Source organism: Phycicoccus jejuensis (genome assembly GCF_044797865.1).
GTDB lineage: Bacteria > Actinomycetota > Actinomycetes > Actinomycetales > Dermatophilaceae > Phycicoccus > Phycicoccus jejuensis.
Genome location: NZ_CP085209.1, coordinates 3143732 through 3164256 on the forward strand (window position 1 = coordinate 3143732; position 20525 = coordinate 3164256).

Below are 20525 nucleotides of genomic sequence, written 5' to 3' on the forward strand. Positions count from 1 at the left end.
ACAGGTCCTGTCACATCAACCGTCCGAAACGTCCTGTCACTCGACACCGGTCATCCCCGGCGGTTTCACACACATTCGCGGAGAGGGAGGGAGGGGGCGAGGGGGGCGGGTCGGGGTGGGGGTGTCACCAGAGGCCGGCGAGGTCTCCTCCGATGCGGAGGGTGAAGGCGCCGACGACGACGACGAAGACCGTCCGGACGAACCGGCTGCCGCGCGCGACCGCGGTGCGCGCGCCGACCCACCCGCCGAGCAGGTTCGCGACGGCCATGACCCCGCCGACGACCCACACGACGTGCCCCCCGGGGGCGAACACCGTCAGCGCGCCGAGGTTCGTCGCGAGGTTGGTGATCTTGGCCTTGGCGCTCGCCTCGAGGAAGGCGTACCCGAGCAGCCCGACGAGCGCGAAGACGAGGAAGGACCCCGTGCCCGGCCCGAGCGCGCCGTCGTAGACACCGATGACGAAGCCGGTCAGCACCGCGGCCGTCGTGTGCCGGGCGCCGCTGAAGCGCAGCCGGGTCAGCTCCCCCACCGACGGTTTGAGCAGCGTGTACGCCCCGACGACGACGAGCATGACGAGGATGACCGGGTTGAAGAGCGACTTCGGGATGTGCAACCCGAGCAGCGCCCCGCCGATCGCCCCGACGTACGCGACGGCCGCCATCGGCAGCGCCGTGCGCAGGTCCGGTTTCACCCGCCGGTAGTACGTGACCGACGCGGTGGCGGTGCCCCACACCGACCCGAACTTGTTCGTCGCGAGCACCTGGGCCGGGGTGGCCCCGGGCATCCCGAGCAGCAGCGCGGGCAGCTGGACGAGCCCGCCGCCCCCGACGACGGCGTCGACCCACCCGGCGACGAACCCGGCGAGCGCCAGCAGCGCGAGGACGTGCGGCGCGACGTCACCCACGGGTCACGCGGCGTTCCACCCGTCGACGATCTCCAGCACGTCGAGCAGCTCGTGGGCCCGCGCGTCGGGGACGGCGGTCACCTCGACCTTCTGGTTGTCGGGCAGCACCGAGTGGGGCACCCACACGGCGCGCATCCCGACCTGCTGCGGGCCGTGCACGTCCTCGAACATCCGGTCGCCGACGTACACCGCCGCGGCCGGCTCGACCCCGACGGCGCGGCACGCCGCGAGGAAGACCTCCGGGTGCGGCTTCACGTGGTCGAGCTCGCTCGAGTAGAGGTCGGCGTCGATGAGCTCGAGCACGCCGTCGCGCGCGAAGATCTCGCGGTGATACTCGCGCGTCCAGATGGTGTTGGACAGCACGCCGACCTTGATCCCCCTCTCGCGCAATCCTTCCCAGAGCGGCTTGACCTGCGGGTCGGTGAGGGTGTGCGGCTCCCAGAAGCGCCGGTACGCCGCGAGCGCGAGGTGGTGCCGGTCGTGCTCGGCGTCGACCCCGGCGGCGTCGAGGATGTCGGCGAGCGCCGCGGACGAGTGCTCGTCACGGCCGCGCGCCCACGCCCCGGCCTCCGCCTCGAGGATTCGCTCGGCCAGCCGGTGCGCCTCGTCGAGGTCGGCCTGCGGCACGTCCGGCGACCCGACGGGGATGCCGTGCACCTCGCGCGCGAAGACCCGCCACTGCTCGGGCAGGTCGACGTCGTGCCAGGGCGTCAGCGTGCCGCCCCAGTCGAAGACGACCGCCTCGACGCGGCGGCTCACGCGCGACCGACCTCCGCCAGCACCTCGCGCACCGCGTCGTCCGTGGCGACCTCGCGGCGCTCGCCGGAGCGACGGTCCTTGACCTCGACCTTCCCCTCGGCCAGCCCGCGGCCGACGACGACGATGGTCGGCACGCCGATGAGCTCGGCGTCCTTGAACTTGACTCCGGGAGAAGCCTGCCGGCGGTCGTCGAGCAGCACCTCGACACCCTCGGACTCGAGCGCGCGGGTCAGCTCCTCGGCGTACCGGTGCACCTCCTCGTCCTTGCCGGTGGCGACGACGTGCACGTCGGCGGGCGAGAGCTCGCGCGGCCAGACGAGCCCGAGCTCGTCGTGGTTGCCCTCCGCGACGCACGCGACGGCGCGCGAGACACCGACGCCGTAGGAGCCCATGACGACGGTGCGGAGCTTGCCGTTCTCGTCGAGCACCTTGAGGTCGAGCGCCTCGGCGTACTTCGTCCCGAGCTGGAAGATGTGGCCCATCTCGATGCCGCGCGCCGACTCGAGCCCGTGCCCGCACGAGGGGCAGGCGTCGCCCTCGCGGACGTCGGCGGCCTCGATCGTGCCGTCGGCGGTGAAGTCGCGCCCGGCGACGAGGTCGAGGACGTGCCGGCCGTGCTCGTCGGCGCCGGTGACCCACGCGGTGCCCTCGACGACGCGGGGGTCGAGGAGGTAGCGGATGCCCGAGGACCGCTCGGAACCGAGCGCCCCCGGCCCGATGTAGCCCTTGGTCAGCGTCGGGTAGCGCGCGAAGTCCTTCTCGTCGAACGCCTCCACGCTCGCGGGCTCGACCTGCGCCCCGAGGCGCTTCTCGTCGACCTCGCGGTCGCCGGGCAGGCCGATGGCCAGCGGCTCGCGCGTGCCGTCGGGGTGGACGAGCATGACGACGACGTTCTTCAGGGTGTCGGCGGCGGTCCACGACCGGCCGTCGGCGCGGGGGAAGGAGTGCTCGAGGTGGGCGACGAGCGTGTCGATCGTCGGGGTGTCGGGGGTGTCCTCGACGTGCGCGGCGGGCACTCCGGAGGCGTCGACCGCGTCGGGCACGGGCACCCGGACGGCCTCGACGTTCGCGGCGTACCCGCAGTTCGCGCACCGGACGTAGGTGTCCTCGCCGTTCTCGGCGGTCGCGAGAAACTCCTCGGACTTCGAGCCGCCCATCGCCCCGGCCATCGCCTGGACGATGACGTAGTGGAAGCCGAGCCGGTCGAAGATCCGGACATAGGCGTCGCGGTGCAGCTGGTAGCTCTTGTCGAGCCCGGCCTCGTCGAGGTCGAACGAGTAGCTGTCCTTCATGACGAACTCGCGCCCGCGCAGGATGCCCGCACGGGGCCGCGCCTCGTCGCGGTACTTCGTCTGGATCTGGTAGATCGACAGCGGCAGGTCCTTGTACGAGGAGTACAGGTCCTTGACGGCGAGGGTGAACATCTCCTCGTGCGTCGGGCCGAGGAGGTAGTCGTCGCCCTTGCGGTCCTGCAGGCGGAAGACACCGTCGCCGTACTCGGTCCAGCGACCGGAGGTCTCGTAGGGCTCGCGCGGCAGCAGCGCGGGGAAGAGCAGCTCCTGGGCGCCGATGGCGTCCATCTCGTCCCGCACGATGCGCTCGACGCGGCGGAGCACCTTGAGCCCCAGCGGCAGCCACGTGTAGATGCCGGGGCTGACCCGGCGGATGTACCCGGCCCGCACGAGCAGCTGGTGGCTCGGGACCTCCGCGTCCGCCGGGTTCTCGCGAAGGGTTCGCAGGAACAGGGACGACATGCGCATGGCCACGGGGAGGCTCCTGGGGTCGTGGGAGAGAACCCGGCAAGGATAACGACGCGCCCGCCCCCGGCGCCGCGCGGTTTGTGCGGCGGCCGGACAGCCCACCGCTCCCCGCGCCGCCCGCGCGGGTCCGCGCCACGGCGCCCCGCCGCCCCGGCCACCGACCGTCATTTGTCCGGTGGTCGAACGAAAGGGCCCGGCAGGGCTATGGTGACCGCCATGTCGACGTCGACGAGCCGTCGGGCCCCGGGGTCCGCGCTGCCCCGCGGAGGGGGCCGGGAGGCCGCGCGCCAGTCGACCCTGCGGGAGCACAACCTCGCCGTCGTCCTCCAGCGCGTCGTCGACGCCCAGGCCGTCGGCGCCCCGCTGTCCCGGGCGGCCATCGCCGGCGAGGTCGGCCTGGCCCGCGCCACCGTCTCGGACCTCGTCGACCGGCTCATCCAGGCCCGCCTCGTCACCGAGCTCGAGCCGCTGACCGCCTCGCGGGCCGGGCGCCCCGCCGTCCCCCTCGCCCCCTGCGGCCGCTCGGTCGTCGGGCTCGGGCTGTCGGTCGGCATCGACCACCTCTCGGCGCTCGTCCTCGACCTCGCCGGCATCACCGTCTCCGAGCGCGTCGTCGAGGTCGACCTGCGCGGGTGCGACCCCGACCGCACCTTCGCCCGCCTCGCCGAGCTCGCCGCCGAGACCGTCCGCGCCGTGACCGCCGACGGGATGCGCGTCGCGGGGGCCTGCGTCGCCCTGCCCGGCCTGGTCAGCCGCGAGACGACCACGCTGCGCTACGCGCCCAACCTCGACTGGCACGACATCGCGGTCGACGACGCGCTGACCCGCCACCCCGCCTTGGCGCACCTCCGGGTGACCGCGGCCAACGACGCCGACCTCTCGGCGCGGACCGAGGTCGAGGAGCGCCGCCGCCGCGACCGCCGCCCGGCCGAGGCCCAGAACTTCCTCTTCGCCTACGGCGCGGTCGGTATCGGCTCGGCGGTCGTGCTCGGCGGCCGCGTCTTCGAGGGCATGCACGGCTGGGGCGGCGAGATCGGCCACGTCGTCGTCGACCCCGATGGCCGGCCCTGCCACTGCGGCGCCGTGGGGTGCCTCGAGCCCTACGCCGGCAAGGACGCGATGGTCGAGGCCGCCGGCATGCCCCCGGGCACGACGACGGCGGCCCTGAGCGGCGCCGCCGAGACCGCCGGCCCGGCGGCGGACGCGGTCGACGCCGCGGCCCGCGCCCTCGGCCAGGCCGCCGCCACCGTCGTCAACGTCGTCGACGTCGACGAGGTCGTGCTCGGCGGGGTGTACGCGACGCTGCACGGCCGCCTCTCCCCCCGCGTCCTCGCGGAGCTCGAGCGCCGGGCCGTCATCGCCCGGTGGGCCACCGTCCGCGTCTCCCCCGCGCTCGGTGGCTCCAGCTCGCCGGCCCGCGGCGCCGCGCTCACCGTCCTCGACGACGTCATCGCCGACCCCTCGGCCTGGCTCGTCACGGCCGGGTGAACGGCGAGTTACCCGATCGTTACCAGCGGGTACCGGGCAGCCTCTTGCCGGACAACGGTGTCTCCAATATGTTCGGCCGTACAACAATTCGCGTGAGCCCCGGGCCCCAGCGGCCCACCGGACGCCTGAAGCCCTCAACGTCGAGGATGGGAATGAGCAACGTCGCACCGACCGCCACGGGCACGGCCCGCACCGGCAGCCACGAGGTCATCCTCGAGATGCGCGCCATCACCAAGGAGTTCCCGGGCGTCAAGGCCCTCTCCGACGTCGACATGACCGTCCGCCGCGGCGAGATCCACGCGATCTGCGGCGAGAACGGCGCCGGCAAGTCGACCCTCATGAAGGTCCTGTCGGGCGTGCACCCGCACGGCAGCTACCGCGGCGAGATCCTCTGGAACGGGGCCCCGGCCCAGTTCTCCTCGATCCGCGACAGCGAGCAGGCGGGCATCGTCATCATCCACCAGGAGCTCGCGCTCATCCCCGAGCTGTCGATCGCCGAGAACATCTTCCTCGGCAACGAGCAGACCCGCCGGGGCGCGATCGACTGGGTGCAGACGCAGGCCAAGGCCGCCCAGCTGCTCGAGCGCGTCGGGCTCTCCGAGGACCCGATGACCAAGGTCAAGGACATCGGCGTCGGCAAGCAGCAGCTCGTCGAGATCGCCAAGGCCCTGTCCAAGGACGTGCAGCTGCTCATCCTCGACGAGCCGACGGCGGCGCTCAACGAGTCCGACTCGCAGCACCTGCTGCAGATCATGGACGGCCTGCGCTCGCACGGCGTCACCTGCATCATGATCAGCCACAAGCTCAACGAGATCGAGCAGATCTCGGACGCCATCACGATCATCCGCGACGGCCGCTCCATCGAGACCCTCCGGGTCAAGGAGGACGGCGTCGACGAGAACCGCATCATCCGCGGGATGGTCGGCCGCGACCTCGAGTCGCGCTTCCCCGACCACACGCCGACGATCGGCGAGGTGTTCTTCGAGGTCAAGCACTGGAACGTCCAGCACCCGGTGCGGGCCGACCGGCTCGTGGCGAACGACGCGAGCTTCTTCGTCCGCCGCGGCGAGATCGTCGGCTTCGCCGGGCTGATGGGCGCCGGCCGCACCGAGCTGATGCGCAGCATCTTCGGCCGCTCGTACGGCACGCTCCTCGGCGGCACGATCGTCAAGGACGGCAAGGAGCTGCACCTCAAGCACGTCCGCGACGCCATCGACGCCGGCCTCGCCTACGTCACCGAGGACCGCAAGACCCTCGGCCTCAACCTCCTCGACGACATCAAGCGCACGACGGTCTCGGCCAAGCTGTCCCGGATCACCCACGGCCTCGTCGTCGACGAGACCGAGGAGTACCGGATCGCGGAGCAGTACCGCCAGGACCTGCGCACCAAGACCCCGAACGTCGAGGAGGGTGTCGCCAAGCTCTCGGGCGGCAACCAGCAGAAGGTCGTCCTCGCGAAGTGGCTCTTCACCGAGCCCGACCTGCTCATCCTCGACGAGCCCACCCGCGGCATCGACGTCGGCGCGAAGTTCGAGATCTACGGGATCATCCAGCGGCTCGCGGCGCAGGGGAAGGGCGTCATCGTCGTCTCCTCCGAGCTGCCCGAGCTGCTGGGCCTCGCCGACCGCATCTACACGATCGCCGAGGGCCGCATCACCGGCTGCCTCGACAAGGCCCAGGCCGACCAGGAGTCGCTCATGCGCCTCATGACGAAGAACACCACCCGCACCCAGGCCAACGCGGTCTCCTGACCCCGACCCGAGGACCCCCATGAACATCGTCCGCAAGATCTTCGGTGGCGACATCCGCCAGCTCGGCATGGTCGCCGCGCTCGTCATCCTCATCGCGTACTTCCAGATCAAGACCGGTGGCCTGACGCTGGACCCGAACAACGTCAACAACATCATCCAGGGCAACGCGTACATCCTCGTCCTGGCCATCGGGATGGTGCTCGTCATCATCGCCGGCCACATCGACCTCTCGGTCGGCTCGATCTCGGCGTTCGTCGGCATCGTCGTCGCCATCGCGATCCGCGACTGGAGCCTCCCCTGGCCCGTCGGCATCCTGCTCGGCATCGGCCTCGGTGCGCTCGTCGGTGTCTGGCAGGGCTTCTGGGTCGCGCGGGTCGGGATCCCGGCCTTCATCGTCACCCTCGCGGGCATGCTGTTCTTCCGCGGCGCCAACCAGTACGTCGGCAAGAGCAACACCGTCCCGGTCCCCGAGGGCTTCCAGGTGATCGGCTCGGGCTCGCTCCCCGAGGTCGGCCCGAACACCGGCTACAACAACCTCACCGTCCTGCTCGGCATCCTCGGCTGCGCGGCCATCGTCTACGGCGCCCTGCGCTCGCGGGCCCGCCTGACGAAGATCGGCGCGCAGGTCGAGGAGGCCTGGGCGATGTGGACCCGGCTCGCGCTCGTCTGCCTCGTCATCCTCGGCGCGATGTTCCTCATCGCCTCGGGCCGCAAGGGCTTCCCCGTCTCGGGCCTCATCCTCGTCGTGCTCGTCCTCGTCTACGGCTTCATCGCGAGCAAGACGGTCCTCGGCCGGCACATCTACGCGGTCGGCGGCAACCGCCACGCGGCCGAGCTCTCCGGTGTCAAGAGCCGGCAGATCAACTTCTTCGTCATGGCCAACATGGCCGTCCTCGCCTCCCTCGCCGGCATGATGTTCGTCGCCCGCTCGACCGCGTCCGGCCCCTTCGACGGTGTCGGCTGGGAGCTGGACGCGATCGCCGCGGTCTTCATCGGTGGCGCGGCGGTGACCGGCGGTGTCGGCACGGTCGTCGGCTCGATCGTCGGCGGTCTCGTCATGGCCGTCCTCAACAACGGCCTCCAGCTCGAGGGCGTCGGCGCCGACGCCACCCAGATGATCAAGGGCCTCGTCCTCCTCATCGCCGTCGCCTTCGACGTCTACAACAAGAGCCAGGGCAAGCCCTCGATCCTCGGCCTGTTCCAGCGCAACCGCGACCGCAACCGGCGCCTGGCCGAGGCCGAGAGCGGCACCGTCGACACCCAGAACCCCGCCCAGTCGAGCGTCACCTCGACGAGCAGCACCCTCGGCTCGGACTCCTGAGCCACCACCAGACCCCTCCGGCCGGCGCCCGCCGACCCGTGAGCAGGACCCCGCGTCCGCAGGACGCGCGAGTAGAAGGAAGAGCACATATGCGTCACCTCACCAAGGCGCTCGCGGTCACCGCGGTCGCCGGCCTCGCCCTCACCGGCTGCGGTCGGTCCGACTCCGACAACACGGCGGCCACGGCCAGCGCAGGCAGCTCGGCCGCGGCCGGCGGCTTCGCGGCCGACTCGGTCATCGGGATCTCCCTGCCGCAGAAGACCTCCGAGAACTGGGTGCTCGCCGAGCAGCTGTTCAAGGACGGCCTCGCCTCCGCCGGCTTCAAGGGCGACGTGCAGTTCGCCAACGGCGGTGTCTCGGAGCAGCAGAACCAGATCCAGGCCATGGTCACCAAGGGCGCCAAGGTCATCGTCGTCGGCGCCATCGACGGCTCGCAGCTGGGCACCCAGCTCAAGGCCGCCAAGGAGTCGGGCGCGACGGTCATCGCCTACGACCGCCTCCTGACCAACACCGCCGACGTCGACTACTACGTCGCGTTCGACAACTTCAAGGTCGGTGAGCTCCAGGGTCAGGCGCTCCTCGAGGGCATGGCCAAGAAGAAGCCGAACGGGCCGTACAACATCGAGCTGTTCGCCGGCTCCCCCGACGACAACAACGCCAAGGTCTTCTTCGACGGCGCGATGAGCGTCCTCAAGCCGAAGATCGACGACGGCACCCTCAAGGTCGTCTCGGGCCAGACCTCGTTCGAGCAGGCCGTCACCCAGGGCTGGAAGGCCGAGAACGCGCAGAAGCGCATGGACACCCTGCTCGCCGGCTCCTACGGCGGCAGCACCGAGCTCGACGGCGTCCTCTCCCCCAACGACACCCTGGCCCGCGCCATCCTCACCTCGGTGAAGCAGGCCGGGAAGCCGAACCCGGTCGTCACCGGCCAGGACTCCGAGGTCGAGTCCGTCAAGTCGATCATGGAGGGCGTCCAGTACTCCACGATCAACAAGGACACCCGCGAGCTCGTCAAGGAGACCATCGCGATGGTCACCGCGCTCCAGAAGGGCGAGAAGCCGACCGTCAACGACGACAAGTCGTACAACAACGGCGTCAAGGTCGTCCCGGCCAACCTCCTCGCCCCGGTCATCGTCACCAAGGAGAACGCCGCCGAGGCCTACGCCAACGACCCGACGCTCGGCCCGCTGACCAAGTGACCCCAGCCGGCTGACCGCACGGTCATCCACGACGAGGGCCCGTCCGCACCCGCGGACGGGCCCTCCGTCGTCCCCGGCGGAGAGGACGAGGAAGGCGTTCAGGCCTCGCGCTCCCAGCGGCTGCGCAGCCCGGCGTCGACGAACCCGAGCCGCTCGTAGAGCCGGTGGGCCGGGTTGTCGACGTTGACGGCGAGCCAGGCCTCCTCGCAGCCCCCGCGGGCCAGGGCCCGCAGCGACCGCGCGACGAGGTGCGCGCCGAGACCCCGGCCGCGCCAGGCCGGGACGACGCCGACCTGGTCGAGCCAGCAGTCCGACAGCGTGACGAAGCCCGCGACCCGGGCGTCGGCGTCGAGGACGACGCGCGAGCGGTCGGGCCGGAAGCCTTGGTCCTCGGTCAGCTCGCCGACCCACTCCTCGAGCGGGGTGTCGGGGAAGCCCGGTCGGTCGGCGAACGACGCCCGGTAGGCGCGGTGGAAGAGCGGGGCGGTGTCCTCGCTCCAGGCCAGGGCCTTGGTGCCGCGGGGCCGGCGCACGAGCGGCACGGCGTCGAGGTCGTGGCGCATCACGTGCTCGGCGAAGGTGCGACGCAGCCCGAGCGCGACGAGGAAGTCATCGGTGCCCGCCGAGGTCGTCTCGACGACGACCCGGGTCAGCACTCCCCCGGACCGCTGGGTGCACCAGGCGGCCAGCTGCTCCCCGAGGCCGGTGTGCCGGGCCGAGGGTCGCACGAGCCCGGTGGCGCTCCATCCCCCGCCCCCGACCTGGCGCACGGCGGCGGCCGCGACGAGGTCGCCGGTCTCGTCCCGACCGCCGACCCCGGGGCCGTCGAGGAAGAGCCGGCGCAGCATCGCCTCGTCGGCGAGGAGCGGCAGCCCGCCGTCCGCGCGCAGGCAGGCCAGGGCGAGCTCGCGCAGGTCGGGCAGGTCCGCCGGCCCGAGGGGCGTCCACTCGGTGAGGGCCATCAGCGGGGCCCGGGGCTCACAGCAGGACCGTGGAGAACTCGCCGACTTCGTGGAAGCCGAGTCGGTCGTACGTGGCCCGGGCGGCGGTGTTGAAGTCGTTGACGTAGAGCGAGACCAGCGGCGCCTGGCCGGCCATGACCTGCTCAAGCACCGAGGCGAGCATCGGCACCGCGAGACCCTGCCCGCGCAGCCGCGGCGCGACCCAGACCCCCTGGAGCTGGGCGCAGCCGAGGGCGATGCTGCCGATGTCGGTCTTGAACACGACCTCGCCGTCCTCGACGACGACGTAGGTGTGCCCCCGAGCCACGAGCGAGGAGATGGAGGCGCGGTAGCCCCTGCTCGAGCCGCTGTAGGGGCGGTAGCCGATCTCGGCGGTGAACATGTGCTCGGCCGCGGGCAGGACGAGGTCGACCTCCGAGGGACGAGCGGGGCGGACCCGCTCGTCGAGGGCGACACCGAGGGCCGACGGCGGCTGGTGGGCGGCGAGCAGCGGCTGGTGCGCCCGCACCGCCCGCGGTGTCCCCCAGTGGGGCTCGAGGTGGCTCCAGAGCCCCTCGACCTCCTCCCGTGGCCCGAAGACCGAGGCGGCCCGGCCCCGCCAGCGGCGCAGCCGCTCGGCGAACGCCGGCTGGTCGGCGGCGGTCGTGCCGACGGGGACGACGTTGGCGCTGGCCCAGCAGAGCGAGCGCAGCTCGCCCTCCTCGCGCAGGCCGAGCACCGAGCCGATGGACCCCGTGCGCGCCCCCTCGAGGAGGCGCGCGGCGACGAACACACCGCGCGGCAGGTCGCGGGCGCACACCTCGAGAGCGGCGTCGCGGTCGGCGAGCGACAGCGGCCGGACCGGGGATCGTGTGCGCAGCACGTGCACAGCCTAGGGCCGCGCGGCCCCGAGCACAGGATGCTCCAGGTCGGTGTTGTCCAGGACCCACGTGGCGCGGGACCGCGGCGCCACCTCGGTGAGGTACGTCCGCTGGCCCCCGACGTACCGGACGTTGGCCTCCGACGCGGCCCGGTGGACCTCGCGCCTCCCGTCGAGCAGCGCGGCCAGCTCACGCGCGAGCACCGTCTTGCCGGCCCCGTCGACGCCGTCGAGCGCGACGACGGTCCGCTCCCCCGGACGCAGTGTGAGCAGGCGGTCCGCCAGCTCGCGGAGCACCTCGGCCCGCTGCCCGGTCGGAGCAGGAGGGACGAACGCGTCGAGCGCGGGTGAGGTCACCCGGTCAGGAGACGGTGACGCTCGGGGCGCCCGCGGACTCCTCGTCGACCGGCTCGCCCATCTCCTCGGCGATGCGCATGGCCTCCTCGATGAGGGTCTCGACGATCTGGCTCTCGGGGACGGTCTTGATGACCTCGCCCTTGACGAAGATCTGGCCCTTGCCGTTGCCGGAGGCGACACCGAGGTCGGCCTCGCGGGCCTCGCCGGGGCCGTTGACGACGCAGCCCATGACCGCGACGCGCAGCGGCACGGTCATCCCCTCGAGACCGGCGGTCACCTCGTCGGCGAGCTTGTAGACGTCGACCTGGGCCCGACCGCACGACGGGCAGGAGACGATCTCGAGCTTGCGCGGACGCAGGTTGAGCGACTGGAGGATCTGGATGCCGACCTTGACCTCCTCGACCGGCGGGGCCGAGAGGGAGACGCGGATGGTGTCGCCGATGCCCTGCGACAGCAGCGCCCCGAACGCGGTCGCGGACTTGATCGTGCCCTGGAACGCGGGGCCGGCCTCGGTGACGCCGAGGTGCAGCGGCCAGTCGCCGCGCTCGGCGAGCAGCTGGTAGGCCTTGACCATGACGACGGGGTCGTTGTGCTTGACCGAGATCTTGAAGTCGTGGAAGTCGTGCTCTTCGAAGAGGCTCGCCTCCCAGACGGCCGACTCGACGAGCGCCTCGGCGGTCGGCTTGCCGTACTTCTCGAGGATGCGCTTGTCGAGCGAGCCCGCGTTGACCCCGATGCGGATGGAGACACCGGCCTCCTTGGCGCGGCGGGCGATCTCGCCGACCTGGTCGTCGAACTGCCGGATGTTGCCGGGGTTGACCCGCACCGCGGCGCAGCCGGCGTCGATGGCCGCGTAGACGTACTTCGGCTGGAAGTGGATGTCGGCGATGACCGGGATCTGCGACTTCTGCGCGATCGCCGGCAGGGCCTCGGCGTCGTCCTGGCTCGGGCACGCGACACGGACGATGTCGCAGCCGGCGGCGGTCAGCTCGGCGATCTGCTGGAGCGTGGCGTTGATGTCGGTCGTCGGCGTCGTCGTCATCGACTGCACCGACACCGGCGCGTCCCCGCCGACCTCGACCTTGCCGACCCGGATCTTGCGGGACGGGCGGCGGGGGGCGATGACGGGCGGCGGCGCGGCAGGCATACCGAGGGAGACGGACATGGAACCAAGCCTACGGTCCGAACCTCGGAGGACCATGAGTGACCTCCCCGCGACCTCGTCCACCCGCGCAACCCTCGACGCGGCCGTCGCCGACGCACAGGAGGCCGGGCACCTGCGCCGGCTGGTCGGCGGTCTCGACACCGAGCTCGAGGCCGCTCGTCGCGAGCGGGACCTCGTCGAGCGGCGCCACCGGCTCGAGGCCGACGACGTGCGCCGGCTCGAGGGCGTCGGGTGGTCCTCGCTCGTCGCCGCCGTGCGCGGCACCCGCACCGGTGAGCTCGACCGCGAGCGGGCGGAGGAGACCGCTGCTCGCTACGCGCTGCAGGCGGCCTCGGCGCGGGTCGCCGACCTCGAGGCCCGCCGTGCAGCGACCGTCGAGCAGCTGGAGCGCCTCGGCGACACCGCGGGCCGGGTCGAGCGGGCCCGGCACGCCCACGCCCAGGCGGTCCGGGCGGCCGGCGCCTCCCCCGAGCTCGAGACCGTCCTCGACGACCTCGCCCGGGTCGAGTCCCTCGGCACCGAGCTCGACGAGGCCACCGCCGCGGGCCGCCGCGCCGCCCACGAGCTGGCCGCCGCGCGCGGGCGCCTCGGCTCGGCCGAGAGCTGGTCGACCTACGACACCTGGCTCGGGGGTGGGCTCGTCTCGTCGATGGTCAAGCACGACCGCCTCGACGACGCCGGCCGCCACGTGGCATCGGCGCAGTCGGCCCTCGCCGACTTCGCCCGCGAGCTCGGCGACGTCGGCGCGGTCGACACCCTGCGCGCCGACCTCGGCGTCGGGCCGACGATGCGGACCGTCGACATCTGGTTCGACAACCTCTTCACCGACCTGTCGGTCCGCGCGCGCATCAAGGACTCCGCCGCCGACGTCGACGCGGCGGCGCTGGCCGTGCGCGACGTCCTCGCGGACCTCGAGCGACGCGCCGGCCTGCTCGCGCAGGAGCGGGCGGCGCTGCTGCGCCGGCGCGACGAGCTCGTCGGCGGCTGACCGACGAGGCGAGGCCGAGGCGGCAGGACGGGGTCGGGGTGACCTCGCGGTGCCGGGGACACCTCGCCGTGCCGGGGTGCCGTGGCAGTGCTGCGAGGCGAGGTCGGGGCGGCAGGGCGAGGTCGGGGCGGAAGGACGACGTCGGGGTGACCTCGCGGTGCCGGGGACACCTCGCCGTGCCGGGGTGCCGTGACAGTGCTGCGAGGCGAGGTCAGGACGGCCAGGCGAGGTCGGGGCGGCAGGGCGGAGCTGGGACGGCAGGACGAGGTCGGGGTTACTCCCGGCGCCCGGGGCGGCAGGGCGGAGCTGGGTCGGCCGGACGGGGTCGGGGTGACCGCGCGGTACCGGAGACACCTCGCCGTGCCGAGGCGCTAGGGCAGTGCGGTAAGGCGAGGTCGAGGCGGCAGGACGGGATCGGGGTGACCTCGCGGCCGCGACCCGGCGTCAGCCGAGGCGGACGGGGTTGACGAGGTCGGCGTAGATGAGCAGCGCCGACATCCCGATGAGCACGATCGCCACGGAGTAGGCGACCGGCAGGGCCTTGGCGACGTCGACGTAGCCGGGGTCCGGGCGCCCGCGCAGCCGGGCCCACCGGCGCTTCGTGCCCTCCCAGAGCGCGCCGGCGACGTGCCCTCCGTCGAGCGGCAGCAGCGGCACGAGGTTGAAGACGAAGAGCATGAGGTTGAGGCCCGCGAGCAGGCTGACGAGGAACCACAGCCGGTCGGTGACCGACCCGCCGGTCAGCGAGGAGAGCCGACCGGTCGAGGCCTCCCCCGCGACCCGGCCGACGCCGACGACCGACATCGGGCCGTCGACCTCGCGCTCGGCACCGGAGAACGCCGCGTTCCAGACACCGACCATCCGCGAGGGGATGTCGACGAGGGCGGCCGCGGTGCGCACCACCGCGTCGGTGAGGATGCCCGGCACCGCCGTCGCCGGCTGCGGGACCCACGCCGTCGGGGAGCTGCTCGTGACGCCGAGGAAGCCGGCCTCCGTGGTCTGCACGGTGCCGTCGGCGTTCGTGACCGGGCGGCCCTGGTCGTCGAGGACGGCGACCTGGGTGCGGATCGGGGTGACGCTCAGCGAGAGCTGCCGGCCGTCGCGCTCGACGACGACGTCGACGGCGCGCCCGGCGGCGGGCCGGACGAGCCGGCCCACGTCGGTCAGCTCACGGACGGGCTGCCCGCCGATCGACACGAAGCGGTCCCCGGGGAGGATGCCCGCCGCGAGGGCGGGGGTCTGCGGCTTGCCGGCGCACGACGTGGCCTGCGACGCCTGCGCGGCCGGCACGACGCACTGCGCGACGGAGGCCACCTGGGCCCCGGGCTGCGCCGTCGGCAGCCCGTGGGCGGTGACGAAGAGGGTGAGCAGGACGACGCCGATGAGGAGGTTCATCAGCGGGCCGCCCATCATGACGACGACCTTCTTGGGGACCGAGAGCCGGTAGAACACGCGGTCCTCGTCCCCCGGCTTGACCTCCTCGAGGCTCGCCGCGCGGGCCTCGTCGACGAGCTGGCTGAACCGGCCGGTGCTCGAGGCGCGCAGCATGCCGGGGGCGTCGCCGGGGCGCGGCGGGAACATCCCGATCATCCGGATGTAGCCACCGAGCGGGACGGCCTTGAGGCCGTACTCGGTCTCGCCGCGGCGTCGCGACCAGACGGTCGGGCCGAAGCCGACCATGTACTGCGTGACCTTGACGCCGAACTTCTTGGCGGGGACGAGGTGGCCGACCTCGTGCAGCGCGATGGACGCGGCGACGCCAAACGCCATGGCGAGCACGCCGACCACGTAGGCCAGGATCGTCACCGGTCTCCTCCGGGGGTCTCGACGGGTGCCGCCCCCACGATCTCGCGGGCCCGCTCGCGGGCCCACCGGTCGGCGGCGAGCACCGAGTCAACGCTCGAGGCGTCGACATCGATCCCATTGTGCCCCGCGGACGCCTCGTGCGCCTCGACCACCCGCGCCACGGTGTCGACGATGTCGGTGAACCCGATGGCGCCGTCGTGGAAGGCGTCGACCGCGACCTCGTTCGCCGCGTTGTAGACCGCCGGGTGCGTGCCGCCGGCCTCCCCCACCCGCCGGGCCAGCCGGACCGCCGGGAAGGCGTCGTCGTCGAGGGGGTGGAACTCCCACGTCTGCGCGGCGGTCCAGTCGCACGGCACGTCGACGTCGGTCAGCCGCTCGGGCCACGAGAGGCCGAGCCCGATCGGGACGAGCATCCGCGGCGGCCCGAGCTGGGCGATCGTCGAGCCGTCGTGGAACTCGACCATCGAGTGGATCTGCTGCTGGGGGTGGACGACGACGTCGATCCGGTCGAACGGGACGTCGAAGAGCAGGTGGGCCTCGATGACCTCGAGGCCCTTGTTGACGAGGGTCGCCGAGTTCGTCGTGATGACCCGGCCCATCGAGAAGTTCGGGTGCGCGAGGGCCTGGTCCGGCGTGACCCCGGCGAGCTCGGCGCGCGTGCGGCCACGGAACGGGCCGCCGCTGGCCGTGACGACGAGCCGGCGCACCTCGCTCGCCCGGCCGCCGCGCAGCGACTGCGCGATGGCGCTGTGCTCGGAGTCGACGGGGACGATCTGGTCGGGGCGGGCCGCCTTCTTGACGAGCGGGCCGCCGACGATGAGCGACTCCTTGTTCGCCAACGCCAGGGTCGAGCCCGCGGCGAGGGCCGCGAGGGTGGGCCGCAGGCCGATCGAGCCCGTGATGCCGTTGAGCACGACGTCGGCCCCGCAGCCGGCCGCGAGCGTCGCGGCGTCGTCGCCGACGACGACCTCGGGCCGGTAGGACGGGTCGCCCGCGGCGGCGGCCACCGCGGCGCGCACCTCGTCGGCGTCACCGACGGCGGCGGCCACGAGGGGCGCCCGGGTCGTGGCGGCCTGCTCGGCGAGCAGCCGCAGGTTGCGCCCGGCCGAGAGGGCGACGACGGTGAAGCGGTCCGGGTGGGCGGCGACGACCTCGAGGGCCTGGGTGCCGATCGAGCCGGTGGAGCCGAGGACGGCGACGGTGCGAGAGCTCACGGCTCGCCATCCTGCCTCATCGCTCACGACGTGAAGACGCGCTCCTCGATGAGGCGCTCGCCGACGACACGGACCTGCGGCCGGTACCGCCCGTGCTCGAAGTCCTTCTCGACCTCGAGCTCGATCTGCCCGCCGCCGAAACGGTTCTTCTCCACCGAGATGACGACCCAGCGGCGGTAGGTCTTGATCGCCCCGAGGTCGTAGGTCAGGTGCTCGCGGGCGACGATGTTCTCCTTGGTCTGGAGGATGAGCACGATGTCGGCCTCGTACGCGAGCGCGCTGCTGCCGCGCAGGTCGCGGGTGCGCATCCGGTGCCCGGCCCCGAGGCCCTCGCGGTCGGCGGCGGTGATCGCGACGACGGGGCACTCGAGCTCCATCGCGATCTCCTTGAGCGTCTCGACGACGAAGGTGACGCGGGTGGTCTCGTCGGCGGTGCCCTCGATGCCGTCGACGGGGATCTTCTGGAGGTAGTCGACGAGCACGAGCGGGGGCTCGCCGGTCTCGTCGGCGACCGCGGCGACGGTGGCGGCGATCTGGCCGATCGTCGTCATCCGGTTGCCCTCGACGATGTGCAGCCGGTCCGACCAGCGCTCGACCGCCATGAGCGCCTCCTGCCCGAAGGACAGTCCGCGCATCGCCGAGCCGAGGCCGCGGCGGTCGGGGTCCTCGGCCTCGAGGACGGCCCGGAAGGCGCGCACGTCGGCCGGCGGGAAGATCGGGTCGTCGACGAGGTCGGCCGCCGCCGCGGCCTCCAGGCCGAGGAGTCGCTGGATGAGCGAGGCGGCGGTCAGCTCGAAGGAGAAGACGACGGCGTGCCGGCCGGTGACGACGGCGTTGCGCATCATCTGCATCGCGAAGGTCGTCTTGCCGGCGCCCTCGGTGCCGGCGACGAGCACGAGCTCACCGGAGCGCAGGCCACCGGTGAAGGTCGTGTCGAGCAGGTCGAAACCGGTCGGCCACACGGTGGCCCCGGGTCGGGCGCCGAGGCGCAGTGCCTCGTCGGTGTCGTCGAGGAAGGAGCGCACGGACCGCTGGCGGTCCGGACGGTCGGAGTGACGGGCCCGGCTCATGGGGCCAGTGGAGCACCCGGGACCCGTGGGGCGCAGCCGGACGCGGACGATCCTGTCCCTTCGGACGAGGCCGCCCGCGCCCGGAGGCCTCAGGTCGCGAGACCCACGTACTTGACCTCGAGGTACTCGTCGATGCCCTCGAAGCCGCCCTCGCGGCCGAACCCGGACTGCTTGACCCCGCCGAAGGGCGCCGCCGGGTTGGAGACGATGCCGGTGTTGACGCCGACCATCCCGAACTCGAGCGCCTCGGCGACCCGCAGGACGCGGGCGTTGTCGCGGGTGAAGACGTAGCCGACGAGCCCGTACTCGGTCGCGTTGGCGCGCTGCACGGCCTCGGCCTCGGTCGCGAAGGTGCAGATCGGCGCGACCGGCCCGAAGATCTCCTCGGTGAGGCAGCGCGCGTCGGCCGGGACGTCGGTGAGGACGGTCGGCGCGTAGAAGTACCCGCGGCCCTCGACCGGCGCCCCGCCCGTGAGGACGGTCGCGCCCTTGTCGACGGCGTCCTCGACGAGCTCGTGGACCCCGCGGCGCGCCTTCTCGGTGATGAGCGGGCCGACGTCGACGCCCTTCTTCGTGCCCTTGCCGACGGTGAGGCCGGCCATCCGCTCGGCGAGCCGGCGGGAGAACTCGTCGGCGACGTCCTCGTGGACGAAGAAGCGGTTCGCCGCGGTGCAGGCCTCCCCGATGTTGCGCATCTTCGCGAGCATCGCGCCCTCGACGGCGGCGTCGAGGTCCGCGTCCTCGAAGACGACGAACGGCGCGTTGCCGCCGAGCTCCATCGAGACGCGCAGCAGCTGCTCGGCCGACTGCTCGACGAGCTTCTTGCCGACGGCGGTCGATCCGGTGAAGGTCAGCTTGCGCAGGCGCGGGTCGCGGATGACGGGCTCGCAGACCTCGCCGGAGCGGGTCGTCGTCACGACGTTGAGGACGCCGTCGGGCAGCCCGGCCTCGCGCATGACCTCGGCGAGCAGGAGCATCGTCAGCGGGGTCTCGGCCGCCGGCTTGACGACCATCGTGCAGCCGGCGGCGACCGCCGGCCCGATCTTGCGGGTGCCCATCGCGAGCGGGAAGTTCCAGGGGGTGATCATCAGCGTCGGCCCGACCGGCTGCGCCATCGTCAGCAGGCGGGTCGCGCCGTTGGGGGCCACCGAGTACCGCCCGTGGATGCGCACGGCCTCCTCGGAGAACCAGCGGAAGAACTCCGAGCCGTACGCGACCTCGCCCCTGGCCTCGGCGAGGGTCTTGCCCATCTCGAGGGTCATGAGCATCGCGAACTCGTCGGCCCGGGCGGTGACGAGGTCGAACGCGCGCCGCAGGATCTCGCCCCGCTCGCGGGGAGCCGTCGCGGCCCACGCGGGCTGGGCCTCGGCGGCAGCGGCGAGCGCCGCCATGCCGTCCTCGGGGCTCGCGTCGGCGCACGTCGTGAGGGTCGCGCCGCTCGAGGGGTCGTGGACCTCGAAGCGGGCGCCCCCGGTGGCCTCGCGCCACCGGCCGCCGATGAGCAGGCGGGTCGGGACCGACTCGACGAGGGCCTTCTGCGTGGTCGCCATGATCTCCTCCGGTGGTGCGGGACGGCGCGGGCGTGCGCCGGACGGGTCGAGCCTAGGACGGGCGGGGCGGCCGGGGGCCGGCCGGGGTCAGCGGTCCTCGAGGCCCCACGGCGAGCCGTAGCCGGCGGGCTTCGGGGCGGCGAGCAGGTCGAGGAACGGCACGGCGTCGAAGGCCTCCGGGCCGAGCACGCCGGCACCGGACCAGGCACCGTTCGAGAGCAGCTCGAGCGCGACGACGGGGTTGACCGCGGTCTGCCAGACGACGCACTGGGCGTCGTACTCGCGCATCGTGTCGGCGTTGTCGGACACGTGGTAGAGGTAGGTGCGCCGCGGCTGCCCGTCCTTGCCGGTCCCGGTGACCCACAGGCCGGCACACGTCTTGCCCTCCATCCGCGGGCCGATGGTCAGCGGGTCCGGGAGCACCGCCGCGACGAGGTCGCGGGGGCTCACCTCGACGCCCTTGACGGTGACCGGCTCGGTGCGGTCCAGGCCGAGGGTGTGCAGCGTGCGCAGGATGGTGATCATCTCCTCGCCGAGCCCGTACTTGAAGGTGACCTTCTTCGCGTCGACCCAGCGGGGCATGAGGAGCACCTCCTCGTGCTCGACGTGGACGCACTCGACCGGGCCGATGCCCTCGGGGAACTCGAAGACCTCGGGCTCGCTGAACGGCGGGAGGGTGGACCAGCCGCCGTCGGGCTCACCGGCCCGGTCCTTCTCCCAGACGACCGGCGGGTTGAGGCACTCTTCGATGATCGTCCACATCGAGAAGCCGGGGGCGAAGACCTCGTTGCCGTCCTCGTCGCGGATGACGAGGTTGGCGCCGTCGCGGGTGCCGAGCTCGTCGATCTCCGAGAAGAGGTGGTCGGCGGCGTAGCGCGCGAAGACGTCGGACAGGCCCGGCTCGACGCCGATGCCGACGAGCGCGAGGCGGCCGTCGGCCTCCCACTCCCCCGCCTGCGCGAACTGCTCGTCGCCGAGCTTGACGCCGACCTTGGCGTAGGGCTCCTCCGGGTGCCGGCGCGAGAGGCTCATCGCCATGTCGAGGTAATCGGCGCCGCCGGCGCGCGTTCCCTCGAAGATCGGGACGACGAAGCGCGGGTCCACGGCGTTGAGCACGTGCGTCGCGCCGACCTCGCGGACGAGCGCCTCGACGGCCGCGGCGTCCGAGGCGTCGACCTGCGCGGCGCGGAAGCGGCTCTCCCCCTCGCGGCGCCCGGAGGCCGCGGCCACCGTCCGCTCCGCCCGGGAGACGTCGTGGTCTGCCACGACCCACGCCTCGAAGAAGTCACGCTCTGCGGCGATGCGCGCGGCGGCGTCGCCGACGCCGCCCGCACCGATCATGAGGACGCGCACGGGAACCTTCCTGTCGGCC

The 20525-nt window shown here is 72.8% G+C and carries 17 protein-coding genes; 5 read left to right on the plus strand and 12 right to left on the minus strand.

The genetic code is table 11. From position 1 onward, the window contains the following. Positions 1 to 124: 124 nt before the first annotated feature. Genes LG324_RS14850 through LG324_RS14860 form a run of 3 tightly spaced genes read right to left on the minus strand, consistent with a single transcriptional unit; the run spans position 125 to position 3429 of the window. Positions 125 to 904, minus strand: a complete 780-nt coding sequence (locus LG324_RS14850) for a TSUP family transporter (RefSeq protein ID WP_207023117.1) — start codon at positions 902 to 904, stop codon at positions 125 to 127. Positions 905 to 907: 3 nt separating this feature from the next. Then, the gene (locus LG324_RS14855) at positions 908 to 1663 is read right to left on the minus strand and encodes an HAD family hydrolase (RefSeq protein ID WP_404349124.1); all 756 of its coding nucleotides are present in this window, start codon (positions 1661 to 1663) and stop codon (positions 908 to 910) included. Further along, entirely contained in the window at positions 1660 to 3429 is a 1770-nt protein-coding gene (locus LG324_RS14860) for a proline--tRNA ligase (protein ID WP_404349126.1), read from the minus strand. Before LG324_RS14860 ends, LG324_RS14855 begins: the two co-directional genes overlap by 4 nt. Before the next feature lie 210 nt (positions 3430 to 3639). Here LG324_RS14860 and LG324_RS14865 point away from each other — a divergent pair, with 210 nt between their 5' ends. From LG324_RS14865 to LG324_RS14880, 4 genes are all read left to right on the plus strand, one after another. Continuing rightward, complete coding sequence (locus LG324_RS14865; protein ID WP_051750410.1) at positions 3640 to 4911, plus strand: ROK family protein; 1272 nt, start codon at positions 3640 to 3642, stop codon at positions 4909 to 4911. Positions 4912 to 5063: 152 nt separating this feature from the next. Beyond that, positions 5064 to 6662 carry a multiple monosaccharide ABC transporter ATP-binding protein gene (gene mmsA / locus LG324_RS14870; RefSeq protein WP_207023126.1) on the plus strand — a complete coding sequence of 533 codons (1599 nt, stop codon included), beginning with the start codon at positions 5064 to 5066 and terminating at the stop codon, positions 6660 to 6662. A gap of 19 nt (positions 6663 to 6681) precedes the next feature. Further along, positions 6682 to 7983 (plus strand): multiple monosaccharide ABC transporter permease, encoded by a 1302-nt coding sequence (mmsB, locus tag LG324_RS14875; RefSeq protein ID WP_404349130.1) that lies wholly within the window; start codon positions 6682 to 6684, stop codon positions 7981 to 7983. An 89-nt stretch (positions 7984 to 8072) separates the two neighbouring features. Further along, positions 8073 to 9182, plus strand: a complete 1110-nt coding sequence (locus LG324_RS14880; protein ID WP_404349132.1) for a substrate-binding domain-containing protein — start codon at positions 8073 to 8075, stop codon at positions 9180 to 9182. Positions 9183 to 9280: 98 nt separating this feature from the next. On the opposite strand, the gene LG324_RS14885 is transcribed toward LG324_RS14880, so the two are convergent. The 4 genes from LG324_RS14885 to ispG are packed head-to-tail and all read right to left on the minus strand — an operon-like array spanning position 9281 to position 12525. Next, positions 9281 to 10144: a GNAT family N-acetyltransferase gene (locus tag LG324_RS14885; protein ID WP_404349134.1), complete on the minus strand. Its 864-nt coding sequence runs from the start codon at positions 10142 to 10144 to the stop codon at positions 9281 to 9283. Between the two features lie 16 nt (positions 10145 to 10160). Continuing rightward, positions 10161 to 11006 carry a DUF4081 domain-containing GNAT family N-acetyltransferase gene (locus LG324_RS14890; RefSeq protein ID WP_030528013.1) on the minus strand — a complete coding sequence of 282 codons (846 nt, stop codon included), beginning with the start codon at positions 11004 to 11006 and terminating at the stop codon, positions 10161 to 10163. A 9-nt stretch (positions 11007 to 11015) separates the two neighbouring features. Next, a complete protein-coding gene (locus LG324_RS14895) occupies positions 11016 to 11360 on the minus strand; it encodes a hypothetical protein (protein WP_404349136.1) in 345 nt (114 codons plus the stop codon). A 4-nt stretch (positions 11361 to 11364) separates the two neighbouring features. Further along, positions 11365 to 12525 (minus strand): flavodoxin-dependent (E)-4-hydroxy-3-methylbut-2-enyl-diphosphate synthase, encoded by a 1161-nt coding sequence (ispG, locus tag LG324_RS14900; RefSeq protein WP_404349137.1) that lies wholly within the window; start codon positions 12523 to 12525, stop codon positions 11365 to 11367. 34 nt (positions 12526 to 12559) lie between these two features. Here ispG and LG324_RS14905 point away from each other — a divergent pair, with 34 nt between their 5' ends. Beyond that, complete coding sequence (locus tag LG324_RS14905) at positions 12560 to 13513, plus strand: hypothetical protein (protein WP_404349139.1); 954 nt, start codon at positions 12560 to 12562, stop codon at positions 13511 to 13513. Between the two features lie 444 nt (positions 13514 to 13957). Here the strand turns inward: LG324_RS14905 and LG324_RS14910 are convergent, their stop codons facing one another. The 5 genes from LG324_RS14910 to LG324_RS14930 all read right to left on the minus strand — a co-directional run bounded on the left by LG324_RS14910 (position 13958) and on the right by LG324_RS14930 (position 20506). Continuing rightward, entirely contained in the window at positions 13958 to 15319 is a 1362-nt protein-coding gene (locus LG324_RS14910; protein WP_404349141.1) for a M50 family metallopeptidase, read from the minus strand. Continuing rightward, positions 15316 to 16533, minus strand: coding sequence for a 1-deoxy-D-xylulose-5-phosphate reductoisomerase (dxr, locus tag LG324_RS14915; protein ID WP_404349143.1), 1218 nt, complete (start codon positions 16531 to 16533; stop codon positions 15316 to 15318). Before dxr ends, LG324_RS14910 begins: the two co-directional genes overlap by 4 nt. Before the next feature lie 23 nt (positions 16534 to 16556). Next, positions 16557 to 17603 (minus strand): DnaB-like helicase C-terminal domain-containing protein, encoded by a 1047-nt coding sequence (locus LG324_RS14920; protein WP_051750408.1) that lies wholly within the window; start codon positions 17601 to 17603, stop codon positions 16557 to 16559. A gap of 89 nt (positions 17604 to 17692) precedes the next feature. Then, on the minus strand, positions 17693 to 19153 hold the full coding sequence (locus tag LG324_RS14925) for an NAD-dependent succinate-semialdehyde dehydrogenase (RefSeq protein WP_404349145.1): 1461 nt from the start codon (positions 19151 to 19153) through the stop codon (positions 17693 to 17695). An 87-nt stretch (positions 19154 to 19240) separates the two neighbouring features. Then, a complete protein-coding gene (locus LG324_RS14930; protein ID WP_404349148.1) occupies positions 19241 to 20506 on the minus strand; it encodes a saccharopine dehydrogenase family protein in 1266 nt (421 codons plus the stop codon). Between the last annotated feature and the right edge of the window lie 19 nt (positions 20507 to 20525).